A 20,858-nucleotide genomic window follows, 5' to 3' on the forward strand; every position below is an offset into this window, starting at 1 on the left:
ACCGGAATGATAACTCCAAAAAAAGAGATAATGAGAAAGATTGGGTTTGTCATAAACCCTGTCGCCGGGATGGGCGGCAGGGTGGCACTAAAAGGCACAGACGGGATGGCTGATGCAGCAGTAAGCCTTGGTGCAGAACCTATGGCATATAAGCGGGCAAAGGTTTTTTTAGAGGCTCTGGACACCCATAAGCTTAGAAGGGAAGGTGCTGAATTCCTCACTGCCGGAGGTGATATGGGGGAGAATGCACTCAGGATAAGCGGAACTGAAAATATAAGGATAGTCCACATACCGGAAGAGAAGAGTTCTGCCGATGATACAAAAGAGTCATGCAGGCAGTTTAAAAAGGAAGGGGCAGATCTGATAGTATTCTGCGGAGGGGACGGCACTGCACAGGATGTGATATCAGTTACGGGAGAGGAGATACCTGTGCTTGGCATTCCTTCCGGGGTAAAGATGTACTCCGGAATTTTTGCCCGGAGTCCGGCTGCGGCTGCAAATATCATCAACAACCCTGAAAAAACGGCTTACATTTCAGCAGAAGTTCTTGACATTGACGAGGATAAATACCGGGCAGGAAAACTGGAACTAAAACTCTTCGGGATCGCAAAAACACCCACGATTCCTGATATGACCCAGAGTTCAAAGATGCCTTCTTCCGGGAACGAAAAAGATGCTCAGAATGAAATTTCCGGATTTTTAACCTCACTTTTCGCCAGAAAAACACTCTGCCTGATAGGTGCAGGTTCAACTGCAAAATCCCTGTGCAGTTCTGCTGAAGGGGAATGCACCCTTCTTGGAGTTGATGCCATGTACGAAGGAGAGATCATAAAAAGAGATCTATCTGAGAAGGACATTCTTGAACTTCTTGATGAATATGAGAGGGTAAAGATAATTGTAAGCCCCATAGGAGCACAGGGCTTTATTTTCGGCAGGGGAAACCAGCAGTTCTCTCCGGAAGTGCTTAAGAAAGCAGGGAGCAGAAACGTAATCGTCATCGCAACGCCCGCCAAACTGGAGATGACTCCCAGACTCTACATCGACACCGGAGACTCTTATGCCGATAATAGTTTTGGGGAGAGCATCCAGGTGATATGCGGATATGCGGCTGCAAGAAGAATACCCCTGATACATTAGTCAGTCACTGCTGTCCGCTTACAGATCAAACCTCCTTCAAAAACAGATAAAAAAGTCATTCATGAACCTGCGGGTTCACAGATGGCAGATGAAACAAATGTTTCATAGGAGACAGATTAAATTATATTAAGAGAGGATATTAACAGATGACAGAATCAAAGATAGAAATATCCGGAAAAGAAGTCGAATGCTTTGAGATACCGATTGGAGATGTAAATCTCGTATTTGCAAAGAACGATAAAGGGCTTATCGGATGTGGTGCTTTTGATGTCATAGCGCTTGAAAAGTTCTCATATGCAGCAGCAAAGGTGAAGCCATCAGGAAATTCCGTTAAAAATACAGAAGATCTCTTAAACGGTGAGATTGCCCTTGCAAACAAATTTGCAAAGGAGAAAGGCATAACTGAAGGCATGTCAGGCAGAGAAGCCATAGAAAAGCTGATCTGAAAATATTCCTGCCGGCAGAGACATAAAAAAAGATAAAACTGAGAGGGAATAACAGCCGGATTAGGGACAGCAGTTATTGCTGCCGGGAAATATTCTACTGCACTGAGGCAAAAAGACGGGTGTAAATCCCGGATTTTCTGTGCGAATAAATTATTCCAGTCTATTTTCAAGTGACTTTATCGAGTCAGTCATGGCCTTATTTCCGGGTTTCATAATCACAACCGGAATGTCAACAATTCTCTCGACAAGTGAGGCCAGAACCGGTGCACAGACAATACCGCCTGCACCGTCCTTCTCGGCTTTAACGGCGGAGACGATACATTCCTCCAGAGAGTATGACGGATAGCCCTTTATCCTGTACTCCTTTCCCGCAGCAGTGATGCTTTTTGTATCAATATCATCCAGAAGAAATTTTGCACCGATTACTGCCACAAACTCCCCGCCTGAAGGTTCAAATGCAGCACAAATTGCCTTTATTGTTGAAAATCTCGGATCACGTTCTCCGGATGTAATTTTATATATCGTTGCAGAAGGAATACCTGCCTTCTCAGAGAGATCTTTTATAGACATCCCTGTTCTCTTTAATTCATCTTCAAGGACGGTCTTAAAGTCATAATGAAATATTTTTCTGGAAAACATATGATTAATACAGTAGTACCACATTATTTAAAAAAATTTACTTTGGGGAAAATTACCCCTCCTCAGTAGCAGTGAAAGATGCACTCTGTTTCATCATTATAGAGGTGATCAAATTCCAGATAGAAAAGTTCTGCCTCTGCCTCAAAACCCCTGATGTTTCCGGATTTAACATATTTGGATGCTTTATTAAAATGCAGCCTAAGTGTCACGGCATCCCGGCCTTCGATTCCGGCGACTGTGAGCATATCCCCCATCGTTGAAAGTTCATCGGGAGACCGAATCTCAAGTATTTCACTATCTCCACACTCACAGAGTCCGTCTTTTTCATAAGCCAGTGGTTCAGTGACGGAGAGGAGTGATGCGGACCGGAAGGACTCTTCAACTGCGCCAAAAGTTACGCCCTTCTTTACCTCCAGGCATTGTACCCCATTTAAGCCGGCTTTCTTCATCATAATCACCATAAAGCTCTCAGTGTGTAATTGGAATTTGGATTAAATAAATGAATTATATGCCGGAGATTAACCGTTATAACCTTCAGGTTATACACAGAGAGCCGGATGATCTCAGTCAATAGAATATTACAGATCTCTTTCATATGGCATATTTATCCATATTCTCATTCAAAAATCCTGCGAGATCTGTAACTTCATGGATTGCACTTCCAATCTCCTCAATTGAGGCATTTGTCTCCTCTGCAAGGGCTGCAAGTTCATCCATTACATCATTTACTTCCTTTGTGAGGGTTGTTCCCTCATCAGTATCCCTTACAATATTATTCGCAATATCTGCCTGATCTTCAATCGCTGTCACAATATTACGGATGTCTTCATTCACTTCTTCAGCACTGAGGATGATATCATTCAGCCCGTCAATTGCCTCATTTACACTATTGACACTCTCATGTATCTCTTCATTGGATTTTTTAATGAAGGAAACAGTCTTTTCACCTGAAACCTGGACAACTGAGACCACCTTTTCGATACTGTCCGTTGCCGACCTTGCTTCAGCGGCGAGATTTTTGACCTCACCGGCAACGACTGCAAAGCCCCTGCCGTGTTCACCGGCCCTTGCGGCTTCAATGGCTGCATTAAGAGCAAGGAGATTGATCTGCCCGGTAATATTATTGATCAGCTTCAGCACATTTGAGACTTCATTAATCTGCCCGAATAGTGAATTTATCTCATCCTCACTCTCCTTTGCAATGGATTCCACGGCATTCATTTTATTTTTAGAGAGATCTCCGGCGAACTGTGCTTTGCGGCCCGTTTCTACAACCAGATTAGTCTTTTTATACACTTCATTCGAGGTTGAGGCGATCTCCTCATTTGAAGCTGATAGATCAGAGATCCGGTTATTAATATTCTCAATTTTTCCGTATAATTTTCCGGTAAGCTGAGCGGCTCCCGAACATGATGTGGCCACCTTCTCCGATGTCTTATAGACATCATCCGAACTTCTGCTCACCTCTGCACAGTTATTATCAATCTTTGAAACCGACTCAGAGACATCTGAGACAACCCCTGAAAAGGACTCGCCGACAGTGTTGAGGCTATTTTTAATGACAGCCATATCCCCTTTAAAATCGAGGTTCTCATCAACTCTTGCCCGGAAGTTATTTCTCTCAAATTCCTGGGATATCCTCCCGATCTCATTAATTGTTTTACCAATCTCATCTCCGGCTTTATTGACACTGTTTTTAAGCAGGAGAAAATCACCCTGAAACTTATTCTCCCTGTCCATCACAACACTGAAGTCGCACTCCGAATAGCTCTCAAAGATCTTCATAAGCTCCTTAAAGAAAAGCCCGTATTCATCGAGGACATCATTGACACCGGATACGACCTTCTTTAATTCACCTTTATGCCACGAAGCTTCAATTCTTCCCCTGATGTCTCCTTTCCTGATATTATCACTGATATACAGGATGTCCTCAATTGCACGGGCATTGGCATCCTTCTGGTTGAAGATATTCATCGATGCCGGAAGAAGGCTCCCGATAACATTGATCAGGTTTCTCTCCTCTTTAAGAAAAGGCCCTTCATAATTCTCCACCTTCTCTTCAAGATAGAGCACATCAAGAGTGCCGGAGATTCCGTCAGAATCGGTAAATTCAACACTCTGAATCCAGGGAGTTTCCCTGTACCCCGGACTTCTGATATCAATATCCTTATACCTGAATCTCGCAACCGTAATTTCGGGATACTGCCATCCGGGCGGGATCATATCAACCACATTTCTGAGAATATATTCCCTCTCAAGAGTTCTGTCAAAAAGTATTGCAGATATTCCGTTTACAAGGGCCTGCTCCTTCAGTCTTTCATTATACTGATATGCAAGCGTTTCAAGTTTTGTCTCCACCTTCTCATCTGCACTGAGCAGCTCCCTAAGTCCTTCAAATTTCATATGACATCATCTAAAATATTTCAACTGCATTTGTCTCAAAACCCGGATTATAGTCAATTTATGTAACTCTCAATAATCAAGCTTGTTCTCCTTAAGCATATGACTTTAAAATTTGCAGTAATTTTAAAATGCCGCATTTATTCATTAAAGGATAACTTAACGAAACATAGGGAAGGACCATATTCACAAAATCCGGAGATTAAATATAAATCAAATTTCAGCTTTAATAGTGTCATTAAGAATTACAGATATATTAACCAAACTACATAATAATAAATAGAATATATAGTTAAATGCCAGATCCGGCATTATGGAGAGAACAGGTGAAAAACAGAGAGATAAATATAAAAAAACGTCAGGATCTCTTCAGATTTAAAATACGGAATTAATTTTTATTCCCGAATATCTGCCAGGACTCCTCAAGGGCAACAACTGCGGGCAGTTTTTTTCCGGTTAAAAACTCAATACAGGCCCCGCCTCCGGTTGAGATATGGCTGAATTTATCATTAATACCAAGTGATTCAACAACAACTGCCGTATGACCTCCGCCGACAACCGAAAACTCCGCCTCAGCAGATGCCCTTAACAGTTCAAAAGTTCCGGTTGAGAAGATCTCCTCTTCAAAAACCCCGGCAGGACCATTAAATACAACAGTGCCGGAATTTTTGATTATTCCGGTAAACTCCGCAAGTGAATCTATGCCGAGGTCAAGAACAGGCAGATCCTGCGGGATTTTGTCCACCGGATATTCAGCTCTGATTCCTTCTTCCCGGACTGCCACATTATCAGGAATTATAACCTTATCCTCATGTGCAGAGAGGATCTCCTTTGCTTTCTCAATCTCTGATATATAGCCAAGTTTTCGTATAAGCTCCATTGCAGGTTTTCCGACATTTATCCCTTTTGCAAATAAGAAGACATTTGCAACAACGCCGACGGCCATAACCTGATCGGCAATTCCTGAATCAAGGACATTTTTTGCTACATCCAGAGAGTCATCCACCTTTGTTCCGCCAAGTACAAAGGTTACAGGAGATGGTGCATCAGTAAAGACTCTTGAAAGAGTCTTAACTTCCTTTTCCATCAGAATTCCGGCAACAGATTTCATGGCAAACGGAAGGCCGACAATTGAGGGCTGTGACCTGTGAGCAGTGCCGAATGCATCATTTACAAAATAGTCGCCCATCGAAGAGAGGCTCCTGACAAGATGAGTCTGTGCAGCTTCAGGCCCTGAAAGTTTAAGGATCTCTTCAGAACTGAACCTGATATTTTCAAGCATAAGAACATCACCGGCATCCATTCTTTGTACAGCGTCCCTTGCGCACCGGCCGAATATGTCATCTATATACTTTACATGCCTGCCAATAAGCTTCTCAAGCTTATCAGCGTGGGCACTAAGAGTAGTAAAATCCTTTTTTCCCGGCCTGCTCTGATGTGCGAGAATTACACACTTTGCATCCTCAAGCGCCCTTACAGTAGGTAAATGCTCCCTGAACCTTTTATCATCAAGAATCAGGCCGGAAGCAGGATCTATTGGTGAATTGAAATCCACACGAAGAAGTGCTGTCCCTTTGAGTGTATCAAGATCATTGAATGTACCGAATTTCATACTTGCCCGCCACCGGAGAATAACTATTATTACATATATTGGTGCGGCACTGAAATATTGGTTTTCTTCCTGTGCCGGAATATTCAGGATCAGCACCCCGGATAAATGACTACTATATACCGCTTGAAAAAAAGATGATGAAATTAAAAGAAGGGATACTGAAAAGTGAAGAGGAAGAGATTCTTAATTTCATCCTCAGAAAACACAGCTCAGAATACGGTCATACACTTTTCATAACAGAGAATGCATAAATATATCTCAACTGACGGCCCTGAAGATAGGACCACCCGATCTTTTTACCACAAAGATTGTATTGCCTGAGAAAAATTAGTAGATATGGACGATTCATATTTCTTCAGTATATATGAAGGCCTGCCCCGGCAGGGGCCGGGAGATAACAGTTGCACGGCAAAAGCATTTGCTCTGACAGCACCCCCTCCGGGAAAAACGGAAATTATTGATATTGGCTGTGGAAACGGTATGCAAACCATTGCACTTGCAAAACTATGCAGCGACTGTATGATAACTGCAATTGATATTTATCAGCCTTTCCTTGATGAACTGGAAGAAAGGGCTGAGAAAGAGGGGGTTGAAGAGAAAATAAAAACAATCTGTACCTCTATGGATGAACTGGACTTCAAAGAGGAAATATTTGATATTCTCTGGGCTGAAGGGTCTATTTTCATACTTGGAGTTGAAGAAGCAGTAAGCAAATGGAAAAGCCTTCTTAAACCGGGCGGAAAAATTGCATTTACTGAAGCTGTCTGGATCACAGAAGAACGAACAGCTGTAGCTGAGGAGTTCTGGCTTAATGGATATCCGGGCATGAAAAATGAGGAGGAAATATGCCATATTCTCGAATCAGCCGGATTTAAGAACGTCAAAAAATTCAGGCTGCCGGATTCTGCATGGCTGAAGGATTACTACATCCCGCTTGAGAAGAAGGTTATGAAACTTAAGGGAGAGAAACACGATAAAGAGGAGGAAGAGATACTTGACTTTATTCTGTCAGAGATTGAAATATTTAGAAAATACAGCAATGAATATGGATATGCATTCTTTATTGCAGAAAAAATAGAGTGAAGAGATGGGATTTTGTAAAAATTCGATAAATCAGAAGGGGAGGATTCTAAATGAAAGTTGTAATGTTTAACGGAAGTCCGAGGAAGAAGGGCAATACAGGAATTTTACTAAAAGAGGTTGAAAAAACCCTGAATGATGAAGGTATAGAGACAGAGATTGTGCAGATTGCCGGAAAGAAATTTCACGGATGCACAGCCTGTATGAAGTGCTTTGAGAACCAGGACTGCAAATGTGTCTTCGATGACGATTTTATCAATAATTGTATTGAAAAGATGGCTGATGCAGACGGGATAATCATAGGATCACCCACATATTTTGCAGATGTTTCAGCTGAAACAAAAGCTCTTATTGATAGAGCTGGTTTTGTCGGCACAGCAAACGGAGGTCTTTTCAGAAGAAAAGCAGGGGCTGCTGTAGTTGCTGTAAGACGGGCCGGTGCAGTGCATGCCTACGATACAATAAACCACTTCTTTGGAATAAGCAGTATGTTTACTGTCGGGTCATCTTACTGGAATCTTGGAATCGGACTTGATGAAGGGGATGTACTGAAGGATGAAGAGGGCCTTTTAACGATGCAGGAGCTTGGAAAAAATATGGCCTGGCTTTTGAGGAAGATAAATTCAGACGGAAAAGAGGAAGAAGAAGAGGAAATAATCTGAATTAATTCCGGAATCAGGGACTGCAAAATCCTCCAGGTGAACACTGCTGTCAGCCGGAAATATTTCCGGAATTATTATCATCAAAGTCAATTTTTATTATCCTTAAGGACTGATATTTAAGATCCAGAGATTATCTGAAATAAGGATCTAATATGAGTCAAAATACAGAAAACAGAATTACAGACAAAAAAGAGCAGGGGACAATAGAGAAAACATTTGAAAAATTCCTCTGGAGCCTCAGGTATGTCGTAATTTTGGGAGTGATATTCGGCGCACTCAGTGCCATTGTTCTCTTCATTATCGGTTCAAAGGAAATTCTTGATATAATTATCGAGAGTGTTTCTATCACATCCGGCCATGTAAGTCATGAATCCATACTTGTTGGCCTGATTGGAGCAATTGACTTTTACCTGATTGGTCTTGTCCTGCTGATATTCAGCTTTGGAACATATGAACTGTTTATATCCGAACTTGATATCGCAAGAAAATGCGGGGGATTTGCAAGCATTCTTGAGGTTAAGAATCTCGATGATCTCAAGAACAAGATAATCAAGGTCATAATCATGGTCCTGATTGTAAACTTCTTCCAGAGGATATTATCTATGGAAATGACTAATGCCATGGATATGCTCAGTATGGCAGTTTCCATCTGTGTAATATGTATAGGGGTTTACTTCCTTGGGAAGCATAACTATTAATCCGGAAATTGTCCATACAAATAAATTTTTTATTTGTTTGATATGCAGCCCGAAATGAAGTTAAACTGTCAGTCAGACCAAATTTTCACGTCCTGACAGTATACCCGGCTTTTCTTAATTTATCTATGATGATTCTGTCCCATTTTTTTGTGTCAGGTTCTCTTATGTCCTTTATTTCTTCCTGCCGGAATTTCTCAAGTTCGGATGTCTCCGCCGAGAAGTAACGATCTTCCATCACCCTGCCGGCCCTCTTCCCGTTTTTGTCAAGAATCAGAATTCTCCAGCAGGAATAGCTTTTGCACATTTCAGTTCTTGTTGCATGGACTGTGCAGCAGACGCGGTTGTTCTCCGGATCTGCCCTGAGAAAAGGGCAGGCACATGGTTCTTTATCAAATATGCTTCTGTCTGAAAAGAGATGCCTTTTGTCCTCATCAACGATTACGTGGTGCTCCTCGTTTGTGTACTCATTCCGGATTTTAAACTCATATTCTCCGGTCTGCTCAATAATTACAAGGACAAGTCCAAGGCATGAGCAGCACTCCCCGCACTGCTGACAGTAAAATGACATATTTAATCCTGAATAGTATATTATATCAGACAATTGATATATCCAACATATTTTTGCAATCCGGATATGAGCACAGTCACTCTTTTGTCAGAACAAACTACAAGGCGCAGCAATTGTAAAACGCATACAACACCATTCTTTAGAGATAGACATTTATACTGTTGTAACCAATATACAATACAATGACACACACCACAAGACTGAAAGATATAGCATCTCTCAATCTGGGCCGGCCATTCAGAAGGAAACTTGAGCATGACAGCTCGGGCACTGTCTGCATCATACAAAACAGAGACATTCTTCCGGACAGCACAATAGATTACAACAACTGCCTGAGACTGTCTCCTTTTGATGTCAGTGATAAACACAGGGTGAATAAAGGAGATATCCTTTTTCGCTCACGCGGGCCGGATACCTGCTCTGCAATCATCGAAGAGGAAACTGAAGAAGCAGTCTTTGCCTCCCCGCTTATGAAAATAGAAGTAAATGACAGAGAACAGGTTTTACCAGAATACTTAAACTGGTTCTTAAATCAGAGACCATCACAGGCGTACTATGCAAACAACAGGAGGGGCTCTGTTGTTATGATGATAAGTATCTCCACACTTTCAGAATTACCCGTATTTATTCCGGAACTTAAGAAACAAAAAGGTTTTGTAGAATTCTCTGAACTGATTAAAAGGGAGAGAAGGACATCTGAAAAACTTTCAGAGAAGAGAGAAAAGATCAGCCTGGCGATTTTAGAGAGAACAATGAAGGGTGAAGCATAATGGCATATAATTCAGATTTCAAAATAGAACAAAAGGACATCAATGACGCAGCCTGGGCAGCATGCGATACATTCAGAGGAGTAGTTGATCCTGCACAGTATAAGGACTACATTCTCGTCACATTATTTTTAAAATACATATCCGATGTATGGAATCAGCATTACCGGGAGTATAAAGAAAAATTCGGAGATGATAAAGAAAGAATCCTCCGAAGACTTGAACGTGAGAGATTTGTACTTCCGGAAGAATCCAACTTCTACACCCTGTATAAAAGGCGCAATGAGAATAATATCGGAGAACTGATAAATGAAGCCCTTGTCGCTGTTGAAGACAAAAACAGGTCAAAACTGGAGGGCGTATTCCGGAATATAGACTTTAACAGTGAATCCAACCTTGGCAGGACAAAAGAGAGAAACCGCCGGCTGAAGACCCTGCTTGAGGATTTTAATAAACCACAACTGGATATGAGCCCGGGCAATGTCTCAGAAGATGTGATCGGAAATACATACATATATCTGATTGAGAAATTTGCATCCGATGCAGGAAAGAAGGCTGGGGAATTTTACACACCACACGCAGTATCAAAGCTTATTGCTAAACTTGCAAAGCCAAAAGATGGCGACAGGATCTGCGATCCTTCCTGTGGTTCCGGGGGACTGTTGATTGAAGCCGGAAGAGAGGTTGGAAGTGACAATTATGCTCTCTTTGGTATGGAGGTTAACGGCAGCACCTGGGCACTTGCACGGATGAATATGTTCCTTCATAACGCTGACGGGGCAAGAATTGAATGGTGCAATACTCTGACAAACCCCGCCCTGGTCGATGGTGACCGCCTGATGAAGTTTAATGTTGTTGTTGCCAATCCTCCGTTCAGTCTGGATAAATGGGGTGCTGACGTAGCTGAAACTGACATATTCAACCGCTTCTGGCGCGGCATTCCTCCGAAGAGCAAGGGCGACTGGGCGTTTATAAGCCACATGATAGAAGCGGCACTCAATAAGGAGGGCCGTGTTGCCGTAGTTGTCCCACACGGCGTATTATTCCGTTCAGCAAAGGAAGGAAAAATCCGTCGGAAAATGATCGAGGAGAACCTCCTTGATGCAGTAATTGGCCTGCCTGCAAACCTCTTTCCGACTACCAGCATTCCGGTTGCAATCTTAGTCTTTGACCGCAGCCGTGAAAGAGGCGGAGATAATGAGAACAGACGAGATGTATTATTTATTGACGCAAGTTCTGAGTATATCTCCGGAAAAAACCAGAATTCACTCTCAGATTTACAACTGGACAGGATTGTTAAGACATACTATGACCGCACAGATGTGGAAAAATACGCTCATGTTGCCAATATGGAAGAGATTGAAGAGAATGACTTCAACCTCAACATTCCCCGCTATGTGGACACCTTTGAAGAGGAGGAGGAGATTGACATAGATGCAGTTCAGATGGAGATTGATGAACTTGAAAAAGAACTCGGTGAAATCCGTCTGAAGATGGCCCATAAACTTGATGAGATCCGGAGATGATCAGATGAACTCAGAAAACATTGAAAAAAAGCACCATCTGACTTTTGAGGAGATGAAACAGACAGATCCTGATGGGAGTGAATTCTGGATGGCACGTCGGTTATCCAGAGTTTTAGAATATGCAGAGTTCCGGAATTTTCAGCCGGTGATTGAGAAAGCAAAAAAGGCCTGCGTAAATAGTGGCCAGAATGTAAAAGACCATTTCGTGGAGATGCACGAGATGGTCAGGATAGGTTCAGGCGCTGAAAGAAAAATGGACTCATACGCTCTCTCACGCTATGCCTGCTACCTGATTGTTCAGAACGGAGATCCGTCAAAACCGGTTATTGCCAATGGCCAGACATATTTTGCCATTCAGACACGAAGGCAGGAACTGGCTGATGATGAGGCTTTTCAGCGCCTTAAAGAGGAGGAAAAACGGTTGTTTCTTCGTTCCGAGATGCGTGAGCACAACAAACAGCTCATGGAGGCAGCACAGCAGGCCGGTGTTGTTTCCGGGATGGACTTTGCTGTTTTTCAGAACCACGGGTACAGGGGACTTTATGGCGGACTGGATGCCAAAGCGATTCATAAGAGAAAACAACTGAAGAAGAACCAGAAGATCCTTGACAATATGGGCAGCACTGAACTTGCAGCCAATCTCTTCCGTGCAACACAGACCGACGAAAAGATACGCAGGGAAGAGATCCGGGGAAAAAATAACGCCAACAGGACACATCTTGAAGTCGGCAGCAAGGTGCGCCAGACAATTGAAGAACTTGGCGGAACTATGCCTGAAAACCTCCCTACGCCTGATAAAAACCTGAAAAAGCTGGAAAAGAAGGCGAAATCTCCGAATACAAAGATGGTTAATTCCGGACATTCAGCAAAAGAGGAGAGATAATGGCTAAAGGGAAGAATGGAATTATTCCTGCAAGCCGCGATAACCCTACTGAGTTTTTGTTATATACATCTCCTGACGGTGAGGTTAAAGTTGAAGTTTTCCTTCATGACGAAACAATCTGGCTGCCGCAGAAGAAGATTGCTGAGTTATTTGGTGTTGGTGTTCCGGCGATATCAAAACACCTGGATAATATTTATGAAAGCGGTGAGCTTGATAGAAATTCAACTATTTCCATTTTGGAAACAGTTCAAAAAGAGGGTAATCGCAATGTTAAAAGAAAGCTTGAATATTACAACCTTGACGCAGTCATATCCGTAGGCTATCGTGTCAATTCATCCAAAGCAACGCAATTTAGGATCTGGGCAACAAAACTGCTCAAAGAGTTTATCATCAAAGGCTTTGTGATGGATGATGACCGGCTCAAGAATGGTCATTACTTTGGGAAGGACTATTTCAGGGAACTGCTTGAGCGTGTCCGGTCTATCCGGGCAAGTGAGCGGAGAATTTATCAGCAGATTACAGACATTTTTGCAGAATGCAGCATTGATTATGAACCAGGATCAGATACGACAAAGCAGTTTTACGCTCATGTCCAGGATAAATTTCATTTCGCTATCACCGGGCATACTGCCGCTGAGACAGTATATCTCAAAGCAGATGCAGAAAAACCGCTTATGGGACTTAAAACCTACAAAAATGCTCCGGATGGCCGGGTGCTTAAGTCCGATATTACGGTGGGCAAAAACTACCTCTCTGAAGAAGAAATAAAACGGCTTGAGAGAACAGTCTCAGGTTTTTTTGATTATATTGAAAATATCATTGAAAAGCGGACCACAATTACAATGGAGAGTTTTGCAGGAAGCGTTGATAAATTTCTTGACTTCAACGAATTCAGAATTCTTGAGGATTATGGTAAGATTTCCAGGAAAAAAGCCGAAGAAAAGGCAACTGAGGAGTATGAAAAGTTCAACAGGAAACAGAATATTGAATCTGACTTTGACCGGATGATTAAGCATTTGTCAAAGAAACACGGGGAATTAAATGAACAATAGTCTCCTTAAACAGCCAGACAAAGACATAATGGCAGATTATGCGGAGATGTGGGAGATAAAAAAACTCAAAGACTTAACTTCAATTAGAATATCTAACGGTGCATTTAATGATCCTAATAAAACAGGAAATGGTTATAAGCTGATTAATGTTAAGAACCTGTATAATGAACCTCACATAAATGCATCAGGACTTAGCTTACTAAACATATCTGAAAAAGAATTTGAAAGATACAAGGTAAAAAAAGGAGATTTATTCTTCACAAGATCTTCACTGAAGGCTGAAGGTATAGCCCATTGCAATATTTTTACCGAAATACCTGATGACATAATTTATGAATGCCACATTATGAGAATTCGGCCAGATGAAGAAATTATTGATCCATTCTACCTGTTTCATTTTTGCAAATCTTTCCATGCGAGAAAATATTTCATTCGCCATTCAAAGGTTGCAACAATGACAACAATTGATCAAAATGATCTGGGAAATTTACCAGTTCTCCTCCCCCCAATCCCCGAACAGAAAGCCATTGCAGATCTCCTCTCCACCTGGGATGATGCAATAGAAAAGACCGAACGGCTGATTGAAGCGAAAGGAAATGTTTTTAAAAAACTGATAAATGACTTAATTTATATTCCAACAGTTAATGGAAAATGGGAAGAATTAAAAATGAAATTTCTCTTCAGTGAACGCAAAGAATCCAAAAGAGATGACCTGCCACTGTTGGCAATTACAGAAAATGAGGGCATTATACCTAGAGAAAATACTAACCGTAAAGACACATCCAATAAAGACAAATCCAAGTACCTGAGAATTTGTCCCGGAGACATCGGTTACAATACAATGAGGATGTGGCAAGGGGTTTCAGCTCTTTCAATGTTTGAGGGAATTATCAGTCCAGCATACACAGTTTGTATTCCCGGTAAAAAACTTTCACCACAGTTTATATCTTATTTATTCAAGACACCATTTATGATTCACCGTTTTTACCGGTACTCACAAGGTTTGACATCAGACACATGGAATCTTAAATACTCTAACTTCTGTGAAATCAAAATGCCTCTTCCATCATTACCCGAACAGCAGCAGATAGCAGAAACATTGTCAACAGCACAGCAGGAAATTGACCTCCTGAAAAAACTGGCAGAGAAGTATAAAGAACAGAAGAGGGGGCTAATGCAGAAACTGCTGACCGGAGAATGGCGGGTGAAAAGTGAAATTTTAAATCAATATAAAGGAGCGTAACTATGGTAAAGAGCAGAAGTTTTTCAATATATTTATTAAAAAAGGGATTTTCAGCTGAAAACTCATTAAAAGAACACCATGAGCTCATAGAAAATATAACTGCTGATAATCTTCCAGATGGGGCAACGCTCTTTTTACTTGACAAAAATCCATCAAACCCATGGTGGAAAGATTTCTGGAAAATAAAGACAGAACTAAAGCAGACACTAAAAGGCGCAATTGTTTTTCTTCCTGTTTATGATCGATGCTTTGCCTTTACTTTTGGACATACATACCACAACTTAAAAGAGGAGAGCTATGAGTATGATTTCGGTTTGAGAAGTACTTTAAACGCAGTAGATCCCGATAAACTTAAAAGTACTGATATATTACAACCAGAAAATGCTAAAAGAGAAAGTATTCAAAGTTCAAATACTGTTAATTTAACTTTCTTTGATTTTGATAAGGACGAATCAATTGTAAAAAGAATTTCAGGAAAAGTAAAAGAAGAGTATAGGTATCTCTTTTCAAATGTTACTGGAGCAAATAGCATACGGATTGATTCAAAACTTCAAGCAAGAGAACTACCTGAGTTATGCAGGAATATTTTGGCACTATATAACAAAGACGATTTTAAAATACATTTTCCAGACATTCAAAATATCATACCAGTAAAAGATCCAAATATCATATCCAAATTAAATAAACAATTATTAAAGGTATTTCGTGAGGAATTGACAGATATTGCACTGACTGTTCCTGAAATTATCAATTATCAGGAAAATTTTCAAATAAACTATTCCATAGGGAAGAATAATTCAGAAACACATGATGATGCTCATATAAATCATTATATTAAATTTTTTAAAAGTAGAAATATTTCTCCTGACGAAATAGATATTGGCAAACTTAATAAGCACAATCTGAATATCTGCGATGAAAATAGGCATATAATACAAAGTTTTTCGATATATAAGAGTCTGCTTTTTGACTGTGAATTTGAGAGTAAGCACTACCACATATGTGAAGGTAAATGGTATGAGTTAGACAAAGATTATATAGTCAGATTAAAAAAACAATTAGATCCTTACTTCAAAAATAACATTTTACCAAAGTGCGACTACAAAAGAGAAGATTCTTACAACAAGCATGTAAGTGATACAAATCATAAATTTATTTGTTTAGATAAAAAAAATATTTCACCTAAAGGACAATCCTCAGTAGAACCATGCGATCTTTATACTTCCACAGATAACAAGGCAACACTGATACATATAAAAATATCAACTCGATCTGCCAATTTAAGTCATCTTTTTAATCAAGGCTTAAATTCAGCTGAAATTATACGACTTCACGAAGAATCTAAAGATAAACTAAAAAAACTTATAGGAAATAAAGATACAGAAATTATAGATGGAGATAAATTTGAAGTAATATATGGGATAATTACTGCTAAAAACCCAGATAAGAAATCCAACAATTTACCTATTTTTTCAAGAATTAGTTTATTGAGATGCATTAACTCCTTTAAATTAATGGGTCTGCATGTCTCGATCATGCTTATTGAGGATGAGTATGACAGAAAAAAGTAGTTTTGATTTTAACGGAGAATAAATATGACTCCACCACCAATAACAGAAAAACTTCAGTCACAGATACCGGCATTACAACTGCTGATAAATCTTGGATATACTTACCTGACACCTGAAGAGGCCCTGAAACTGAGATATAACCGGACTTCTGAGGTAGTGCTCGAAGAAATCCTGAGCCGGAAACTTAAAGAGATAAACAGAATCAGATACAAAGGAATGGAATACCTCTTCAGCGAAGAGAACATCCAGTCTGCTGTTCAGAGGCTGAAAAACATACGCTACGACGGACTACAGACAACAAACCAGGAAGTATATGACATACTCACACTTGGCGAATCATTTGAGCAGACCATAAACGGGGATAAAAAGAGCTTTCATTTAAACTACATAGACTGGAAAAACCCTGACAATAACTCATACCACGTAACAGCAGAATTTCCGGTTGAGAGAACAAAAAGCGAGAGAACAGCACGGCCCGACATTGTTCTTTTCGTAAACGGAATTCCACTCGTGGTTATAGAATGCAAATCTCCAAAGAATGATGTAGAAGAGGCAGTATCACAGTCACTCAGAAATCAGGGAAAAGACTACATTCCAAAACTCTTCATGTACGCACAGATTGTCCTTGGAATAAACAAAAACCGGGCAATGTACGCAACCGCAGGCACTACCAAAAAATTCTGGAGCATATGGAAAGAAGAACCACCCTCAGATGAGATAATAAACAGAAGTCTGCCTGACGATATAAAAGATAAACTTTACTCCGGAGACTTTGAGACCGCAGGATGGCATTTTAAAAGATTACAGGAAAGTGGCGGCAGAATTGCAACAGAGCAGGATACGGCCCTGTATTCTCTTTGCAGACCGGAAAGACTCATTGAACTGACACACAGGTTCATCATCTTCGATGCAGGAATAAAAAAGATTGCACGTTACCAGCAGTACTTTGTAATTAAATCAACATTAGAGCGTATCAGAACAACCAACGAAGACAACCGGAGAAGAGGGGGAATTATCTGGCATACACAGGGGTCAGGAAAATCCCTTACAATGGTAATGCTTGCCAGAAATATTGCACTTGATAAAGAGCTGAATAACCCACGGATAGTCATTGTAACAGACAGAACAGACCTTGACACACAGCTCAAAAATACATTTACAGAATGCGGGCTTGAACCCAAGAAGGCGACATCCGGGAGAAACCTCCTTGAACTCGTATCTGAGGAAAAAACAGGCATCATAACAACCCTTGTCCACAAGTTTGACAAAGCACTGAACATAAAAAAATACAGAAATGAATCATCTGAAATAATCATTCTCGTTGATGAAGGGCACAGGACACAGTCTGGATCACTATCCGGACGAATGAGACAGATGTTTCCAAACGCCTGCTATATCGGGTTCACCGGGACACCCCTGCTAAAGAAAGAGAAGAACAGCTTTGAAAGATTTGGAGGACTTATCTCGCCGCATTATTCCATCAGCCAGGCAGTAGAGGACAAAGCAGTAGTCCCGCTTCTTTACGAAGGCCGGCTTGTTGACATAGAACAGGACAAAAAAGCAATTGATACCTGGTTTGAAAGATACACAAAGGACCTGACCAGAGAGCAGATGGCAGATCTAAAACGGAAATATGCAAGAGCAGAAGAGCTGAACAAAGCAGACAGAGTCATATATATGAGGGCTTATGACATCAGTGATCACTTCTGCAAAAACTGGAAAGGGACAGGGTTTAAGGGTCAGCTTATAGCTCCGAATAAAGCATCCGCAGTAACATACCTGAAATATCTAAGAGAAATAGGGGAAGTCTCAGCCGAAGTTATCATATCCCCACCGGACATGAGGGAAGGATACGATGAAGCTGAAGATGAATCAAAAGACCAGGTTGTGGCATTCTGGAAAAAGATGATGGAGAGGTACAGAAATGCGGATGAATACACAACCCAGATAATTAACCAGTTCAAACACGGAGAAGAGCCTGAGATAATAATCGTAGTTGACAAACTTATCACCGGATTTGACGCTCCGGTGAACACCGTCATGTATCTCTGCCGCAACCTGCGTGAACACACCCTGCTTCAGGCTATCGCCAGAGTAAACAGGGTACATGAAGGCAAAGATTTTGGTTACATCATCGACTACGCCGGCATTTTAGGAAAACTTGATGAAGCACTGACTATGTACAGTGCATTTGAAGGATTTGATCCCGAAGATGTAGAGGGCACTGTTATATCTGTTAAATCAGAGATAGAAAAACTTCCCCAGTATCACTCAGATCTTTTAGACATATTTAAGGATGTACCCAATGTCTATGACGAAGAAGCCTATGAGGTCCATTTAAGTGATAAGGAAAGGAGAGACAGATTTTATGGACGGCTGTTTAACTTCAGTAAATGCTTATCTGTCGCACTATCATCAGAACATTTCATGCTAAACACCAGCGATTCACTGATAAAGAGATATAAAAACGATCTGAAGAGATTTACAAACCTGAAAGCATCTGTTAAGCTGAGATATGCAGATTCCATTGATTACCGGGATTATGAGCCAAAGATCAAAAAACTGATCGATACAAACATCAAAGCGGATGAGGTTATCCAGCTCAATGAACCGGTGAACATATTTGACAGGGAGAAGTTTTCAGCCGTAAAAGAGGAACTTGGGATATACAACGGAAAAAGTACAGTTTCCCGTGCAGATATTATTGCCCATGCAACAAAGAGAAAGATAACTGAGAAGATGGATGAGGACCCGGCTTTTTACAAAAAGTTCTCTGACCTGATCCAGGAGGCTATAGATGACTTCAGGGCAAGAAGAATTTCAGAGATTGATTATTATAACAGAGTCGTGGACCTAAAGGAGAAGGTTACAAAGAAAGAACACGAAAATGTACCGGATGACATTCAGGAGAATTACAGTGCAATGGCATACTATGGCGCAATAGACGAAATTCTCAGAGTTAATAACCCTGATGAAGAAAAAAGAAACCAGATTTCAGCAGAGATAGCATTGAAAGTCTGTAAGAGTCTGAAGGCACACAATAAAGTCCAGTTCTGGGAAGATGAGGATGCAAAGAACTGTGTACGAAATGATATAGATGATTATCTTTATGATGTGGTAAAAGACGAGATAGATTTAAGCACCGGACAAATGACTGAGATCATTGATAAAACCCTTCACATTGCAAAAAAACGGGAATGTTATGAATAACTACTCAGGTTCAGTAGAGTATGGCAACCGGCAGATTTGCTATGAAGTAGCCTGTATTGAGAGAAAAACACTTGAAATTGCCGTAAATCCCGATACCACAGTAACCGTTAGAGCACCACTAAATACTCCGCCTGAAAAGGTACTGAAGATTGTTACAAAAAGAGCCAGGTGGATTACAGAGCAGAAGAATTTTTTCAGTCAGTTCTGTCCTAAAACCCCAAAACGCCTGTACGTAGGGGGTGAGACCCACCTCTATCTTGGGAGGCAGTACAGGTTAAAGATAATTTCCGGAGAAAAAAACTCTGTAAAACTATCCGGAGGTTATTTTAATATTACAACTACAGATAGGTCACCTGAAAATGTAAAGTTGCTCCTTGATGCCTGGTACAGGAACAGAGCAGAGATAGTCTTTTCTAAGTCCCTTGAGAACTGCTGGAAAAATATCAGAAGCATTGCAGATGAAAAACCGGAATTTCAGATCAGGAAGATGAAAAAGCGGTACGGAAGTCTCTCAACATCAGGAGTTTTAACCCTTAATCCTGTCATAATACTCTCGCCAAAAACCTGCATAGATTATGTGGTCACTCATGAACTATGTCATTTAAAATATTATAACCACAGCCCGGACTATTACAGACTATTAGAGCAGATTATGCCCGACTGGAAGGAAAGAAAACAGAGGATGGAGATTCTGCTGGCATAAATGAAACAGGTATATGAGACATCCGGAAAAATAAAGTGAAATCCGGGGCCTTTATTTTCCATCCAAAACTTTCCGGTAACCGGTTTTTCTGCCTCCGACTCTTACAATCATCCCGCTCTTTTTCAGCTTTGAAAGATTCTTCTCAACTGTACGTGTCGTTATATTTAGCTCACCTGCGATGTCATCAATTGTAAGATCAGATTTTTTTTTCAAAAGCTGCAATATATTGTATTCAGTCTTTTCCGAACCCTTTTCCGAACCCTTTTCCGAACCCTTTTCCGACATCTTTTCCGACATCTTTTCCGACATCTTTTCCGACATCTTTTCCGACATCTTTTCCGAAACTGAAACATCATTAGTAATAATTACTTCCATAATAGCCCCACCCCCTGTTATTAACAGATTCATAGCCATAATCGTTATTTTCAATAAGATCCATCCTCTCCGGCTCTGATTATTTACAGCCCACAACAAATTTATCGAAAACTTATAGTCGAACATAAGTTTTTCCGGAGATTAACCACACTCCAACGCAAGTAAAGCAGGAGTTTAATTACAATGCAATATAAGAGGCCGTTGCACGGCTATTTTTCTATAGACAATAAGATAATTCCATACGACAATTATCCATATTCTACTGGTATTGCTCCAATAGTGTCCA

At 40.7% G+C, this 20,858-nt stretch carries 20 protein-coding genes; 14 read left to right on the forward strand and 6 right to left on the reverse strand.

The window, feature by feature from the left end; translation table 11 throughout:
- Positions 1 to 6: 6 nt before the first annotated feature.
- Positions 7 to 1,137 carry an ATP-NAD kinase family protein gene (locus L6E24_RS06715; RefSeq protein WP_257743928.1) on the forward strand — a complete coding sequence of 377 codons (1,131 nt, stop codon included), beginning with the start codon at positions 7 to 9 and terminating at the stop codon, positions 1,135 to 1,137.
- A 146-nt stretch (positions 1,138 to 1,283) separates the two neighbouring features.
- Positions 1,284 to 1,583, forward strand: a complete 300-nt coding sequence (locus L6E24_RS06720; RefSeq protein ID WP_257743929.1) for a YunC family protein — start codon at positions 1,284 to 1,286, stop codon at positions 1,581 to 1,583.
- Positions 1,584 to 1,733: 150 nt separating this feature from the next.
- On the opposite strand, the gene L6E24_RS06725 is transcribed toward L6E24_RS06720, so the two are convergent.
- The 4 genes from L6E24_RS06725 to L6E24_RS06740 all read right to left on the reverse strand — a co-directional run bounded on the left by L6E24_RS06725 (position 1,734) and on the right by L6E24_RS06740 (position 6,234).
- Entirely contained in the window at positions 1,734 to 2,222 is a 489-nt protein-coding gene (locus L6E24_RS06725; RefSeq protein ID WP_257743930.1) for a helix-turn-helix domain-containing protein, read from the reverse strand.
- A gap of 62 nt (positions 2,223 to 2,284) precedes the next feature.
- Complete coding sequence (locus L6E24_RS06730; RefSeq protein WP_257743931.1) at positions 2,285 to 2,674, reverse strand: hypothetical protein; 390 nt, start codon at positions 2,672 to 2,674, stop codon at positions 2,285 to 2,287.
- 139 nt (positions 2,675 to 2,813) lie between these two features.
- A complete protein-coding gene (locus L6E24_RS06735) occupies positions 2,814 to 4,625 on the reverse strand; it encodes a methyl-accepting chemotaxis protein (RefSeq protein WP_257743932.1) in 1,812 nt (603 codons plus the stop codon).
- A gap of 385 nt (positions 4,626 to 5,010) precedes the next feature.
- Positions 5,011 to 6,234: a phosphoglycerate kinase gene (locus L6E24_RS06740; RefSeq protein WP_257743933.1), complete on the reverse strand. Its 1,224-nt coding sequence runs from the start codon at positions 6,232 to 6,234 to the stop codon at positions 5,011 to 5,013.
- Positions 6,235 to 6,305: 71 nt separating this feature from the next.
- On the opposite strand from L6E24_RS06740, the gene L6E24_RS06745 reads away from it, so the two are divergent.
- From L6E24_RS06745 to L6E24_RS06760, 4 genes are all read left to right on the forward strand, one after another.
- Complete coding sequence (locus tag L6E24_RS06745; RefSeq protein ID WP_257743934.1) at positions 6,306 to 6,485, forward strand: hypothetical protein; 180 nt, start codon at positions 6,306 to 6,308, stop codon at positions 6,483 to 6,485.
- 85 nt (positions 6,486 to 6,570) lie between these two features.
- Positions 6,571 to 7,317, forward strand: coding sequence for a class I SAM-dependent methyltransferase (locus tag L6E24_RS06750; protein WP_257743935.1), 747 nt, complete (start codon positions 6,571 to 6,573; stop codon positions 7,315 to 7,317).
- 50 nt (positions 7,318 to 7,367) lie between these two features.
- Positions 7,368 to 7,976 carry a flavodoxin family protein gene (locus tag L6E24_RS06755; protein ID WP_257743936.1) on the forward strand — a complete coding sequence of 203 codons (609 nt, stop codon included), beginning with the start codon at positions 7,368 to 7,370 and terminating at the stop codon, positions 7,974 to 7,976.
- A gap of 152 nt (positions 7,977 to 8,128) precedes the next feature.
- Positions 8,129 to 8,674 (forward strand): YqhA family protein, encoded by a 546-nt coding sequence (locus L6E24_RS06760; RefSeq protein WP_257743937.1) that lies wholly within the window; start codon positions 8,129 to 8,131, stop codon positions 8,672 to 8,674.
- Between the two features lie 85 nt (positions 8,675 to 8,759).
- Here the strand turns inward: L6E24_RS06760 and L6E24_RS06765 are convergent, their stop codons facing one another.
- Complete coding sequence (locus L6E24_RS06765) at positions 8,760 to 9,242, reverse strand: YkgJ family cysteine cluster protein (protein ID WP_257743938.1); 483 nt, start codon at positions 9,240 to 9,242, stop codon at positions 8,760 to 8,762.
- A 182-nt stretch (positions 9,243 to 9,424) separates the two neighbouring features.
- Here L6E24_RS06765 and L6E24_RS06770 point away from each other — a divergent pair, with 182 nt between their 5' ends.
- The 8 genes from L6E24_RS06770 to L6E24_RS06805 are packed head-to-tail and all read left to right on the forward strand — an operon-like array spanning position 9,425 to position 20,197.
- Positions 9,425 to 10,012 carry a restriction endonuclease subunit S gene (locus L6E24_RS06770; RefSeq protein ID WP_257743939.1) on the forward strand — a complete coding sequence of 196 codons (588 nt, stop codon included), beginning with the start codon at positions 9,425 to 9,427 and terminating at the stop codon, positions 10,010 to 10,012.
- The gene (locus tag L6E24_RS06775; RefSeq protein WP_257743940.1) at positions 10,012 to 11,535 is read left to right on the forward strand and encodes a type I restriction-modification system subunit M; all 1,524 of its coding nucleotides are present in this window, start codon (positions 10,012 to 10,014) and stop codon (positions 11,533 to 11,535) included. The genes L6E24_RS06770 and L6E24_RS06775 overlap by 1 nt, the downstream gene beginning before the upstream one ends.
- A 4-nt stretch (positions 11,536 to 11,539) precedes the next feature.
- A complete protein-coding gene (gene dinD / locus L6E24_RS06780) occupies positions 11,540 to 12,418 on the forward strand; it encodes a DNA damage-inducible protein D (protein ID WP_257743941.1) in 879 nt (292 codons plus the stop codon).
- Complete coding sequence (locus tag L6E24_RS06785) at positions 12,418 to 13,470, forward strand: virulence RhuM family protein (protein ID WP_257743942.1); 1,053 nt, start codon at positions 12,418 to 12,420, stop codon at positions 13,468 to 13,470. Before dinD ends, L6E24_RS06785 begins: the two co-directional genes overlap by 1 nt.
- On the forward strand, positions 13,460 to 14,713 hold the full coding sequence (locus L6E24_RS06790; RefSeq protein ID WP_257743943.1) for a restriction endonuclease subunit S: 1,254 nt from the start codon (positions 13,460 to 13,462) through the stop codon (positions 14,711 to 14,713). The genes L6E24_RS06785 and L6E24_RS06790 overlap by 11 nt, the downstream gene beginning before the upstream one ends.
- A gap of 2 nt (positions 14,714 to 14,715) precedes the next feature.
- Entirely contained in the window at positions 14,716 to 16,284 is a 1,569-nt protein-coding gene (locus L6E24_RS06795) for a DUF6119 family protein (RefSeq protein WP_257743944.1), read from the forward strand.
- Between the two features lie 24 nt (positions 16,285 to 16,308).
- Positions 16,309 to 19,494 (forward strand): type I restriction endonuclease subunit R, encoded by a 3,186-nt coding sequence (locus L6E24_RS06800; RefSeq protein ID WP_257743945.1) that lies wholly within the window; start codon positions 16,309 to 16,311, stop codon positions 19,492 to 19,494.
- Positions 19,487 to 20,197 carry a M48 family metallopeptidase gene (locus L6E24_RS06805; RefSeq protein WP_257743946.1) on the forward strand — a complete coding sequence of 237 codons (711 nt, stop codon included), beginning with the start codon at positions 19,487 to 19,489 and terminating at the stop codon, positions 20,195 to 20,197. The genes L6E24_RS06800 and L6E24_RS06805 overlap by 8 nt, the downstream gene beginning before the upstream one ends.
- A gap of 51 nt (positions 20,198 to 20,248) precedes the next feature.
- Here L6E24_RS06805 and L6E24_RS06810 read toward each other — a convergent pair whose 3' ends face one another.
- Complete coding sequence (locus tag L6E24_RS06810) at positions 20,249 to 20,572, reverse strand: HTH domain-containing protein (protein ID WP_257743947.1); 324 nt, start codon at positions 20,570 to 20,572, stop codon at positions 20,249 to 20,251.
- Positions 20,573 to 20,858 lie beyond the last annotated feature (286 nt).

The organism is Methanoplanus endosymbiosus, from assembly GCF_024662215.1.
Classification (GTDB): Archaea; Halobacteriota; Methanomicrobia; order Methanomicrobiales; family Methanomicrobiaceae; genus Methanoplanus; species Methanoplanus endosymbiosus.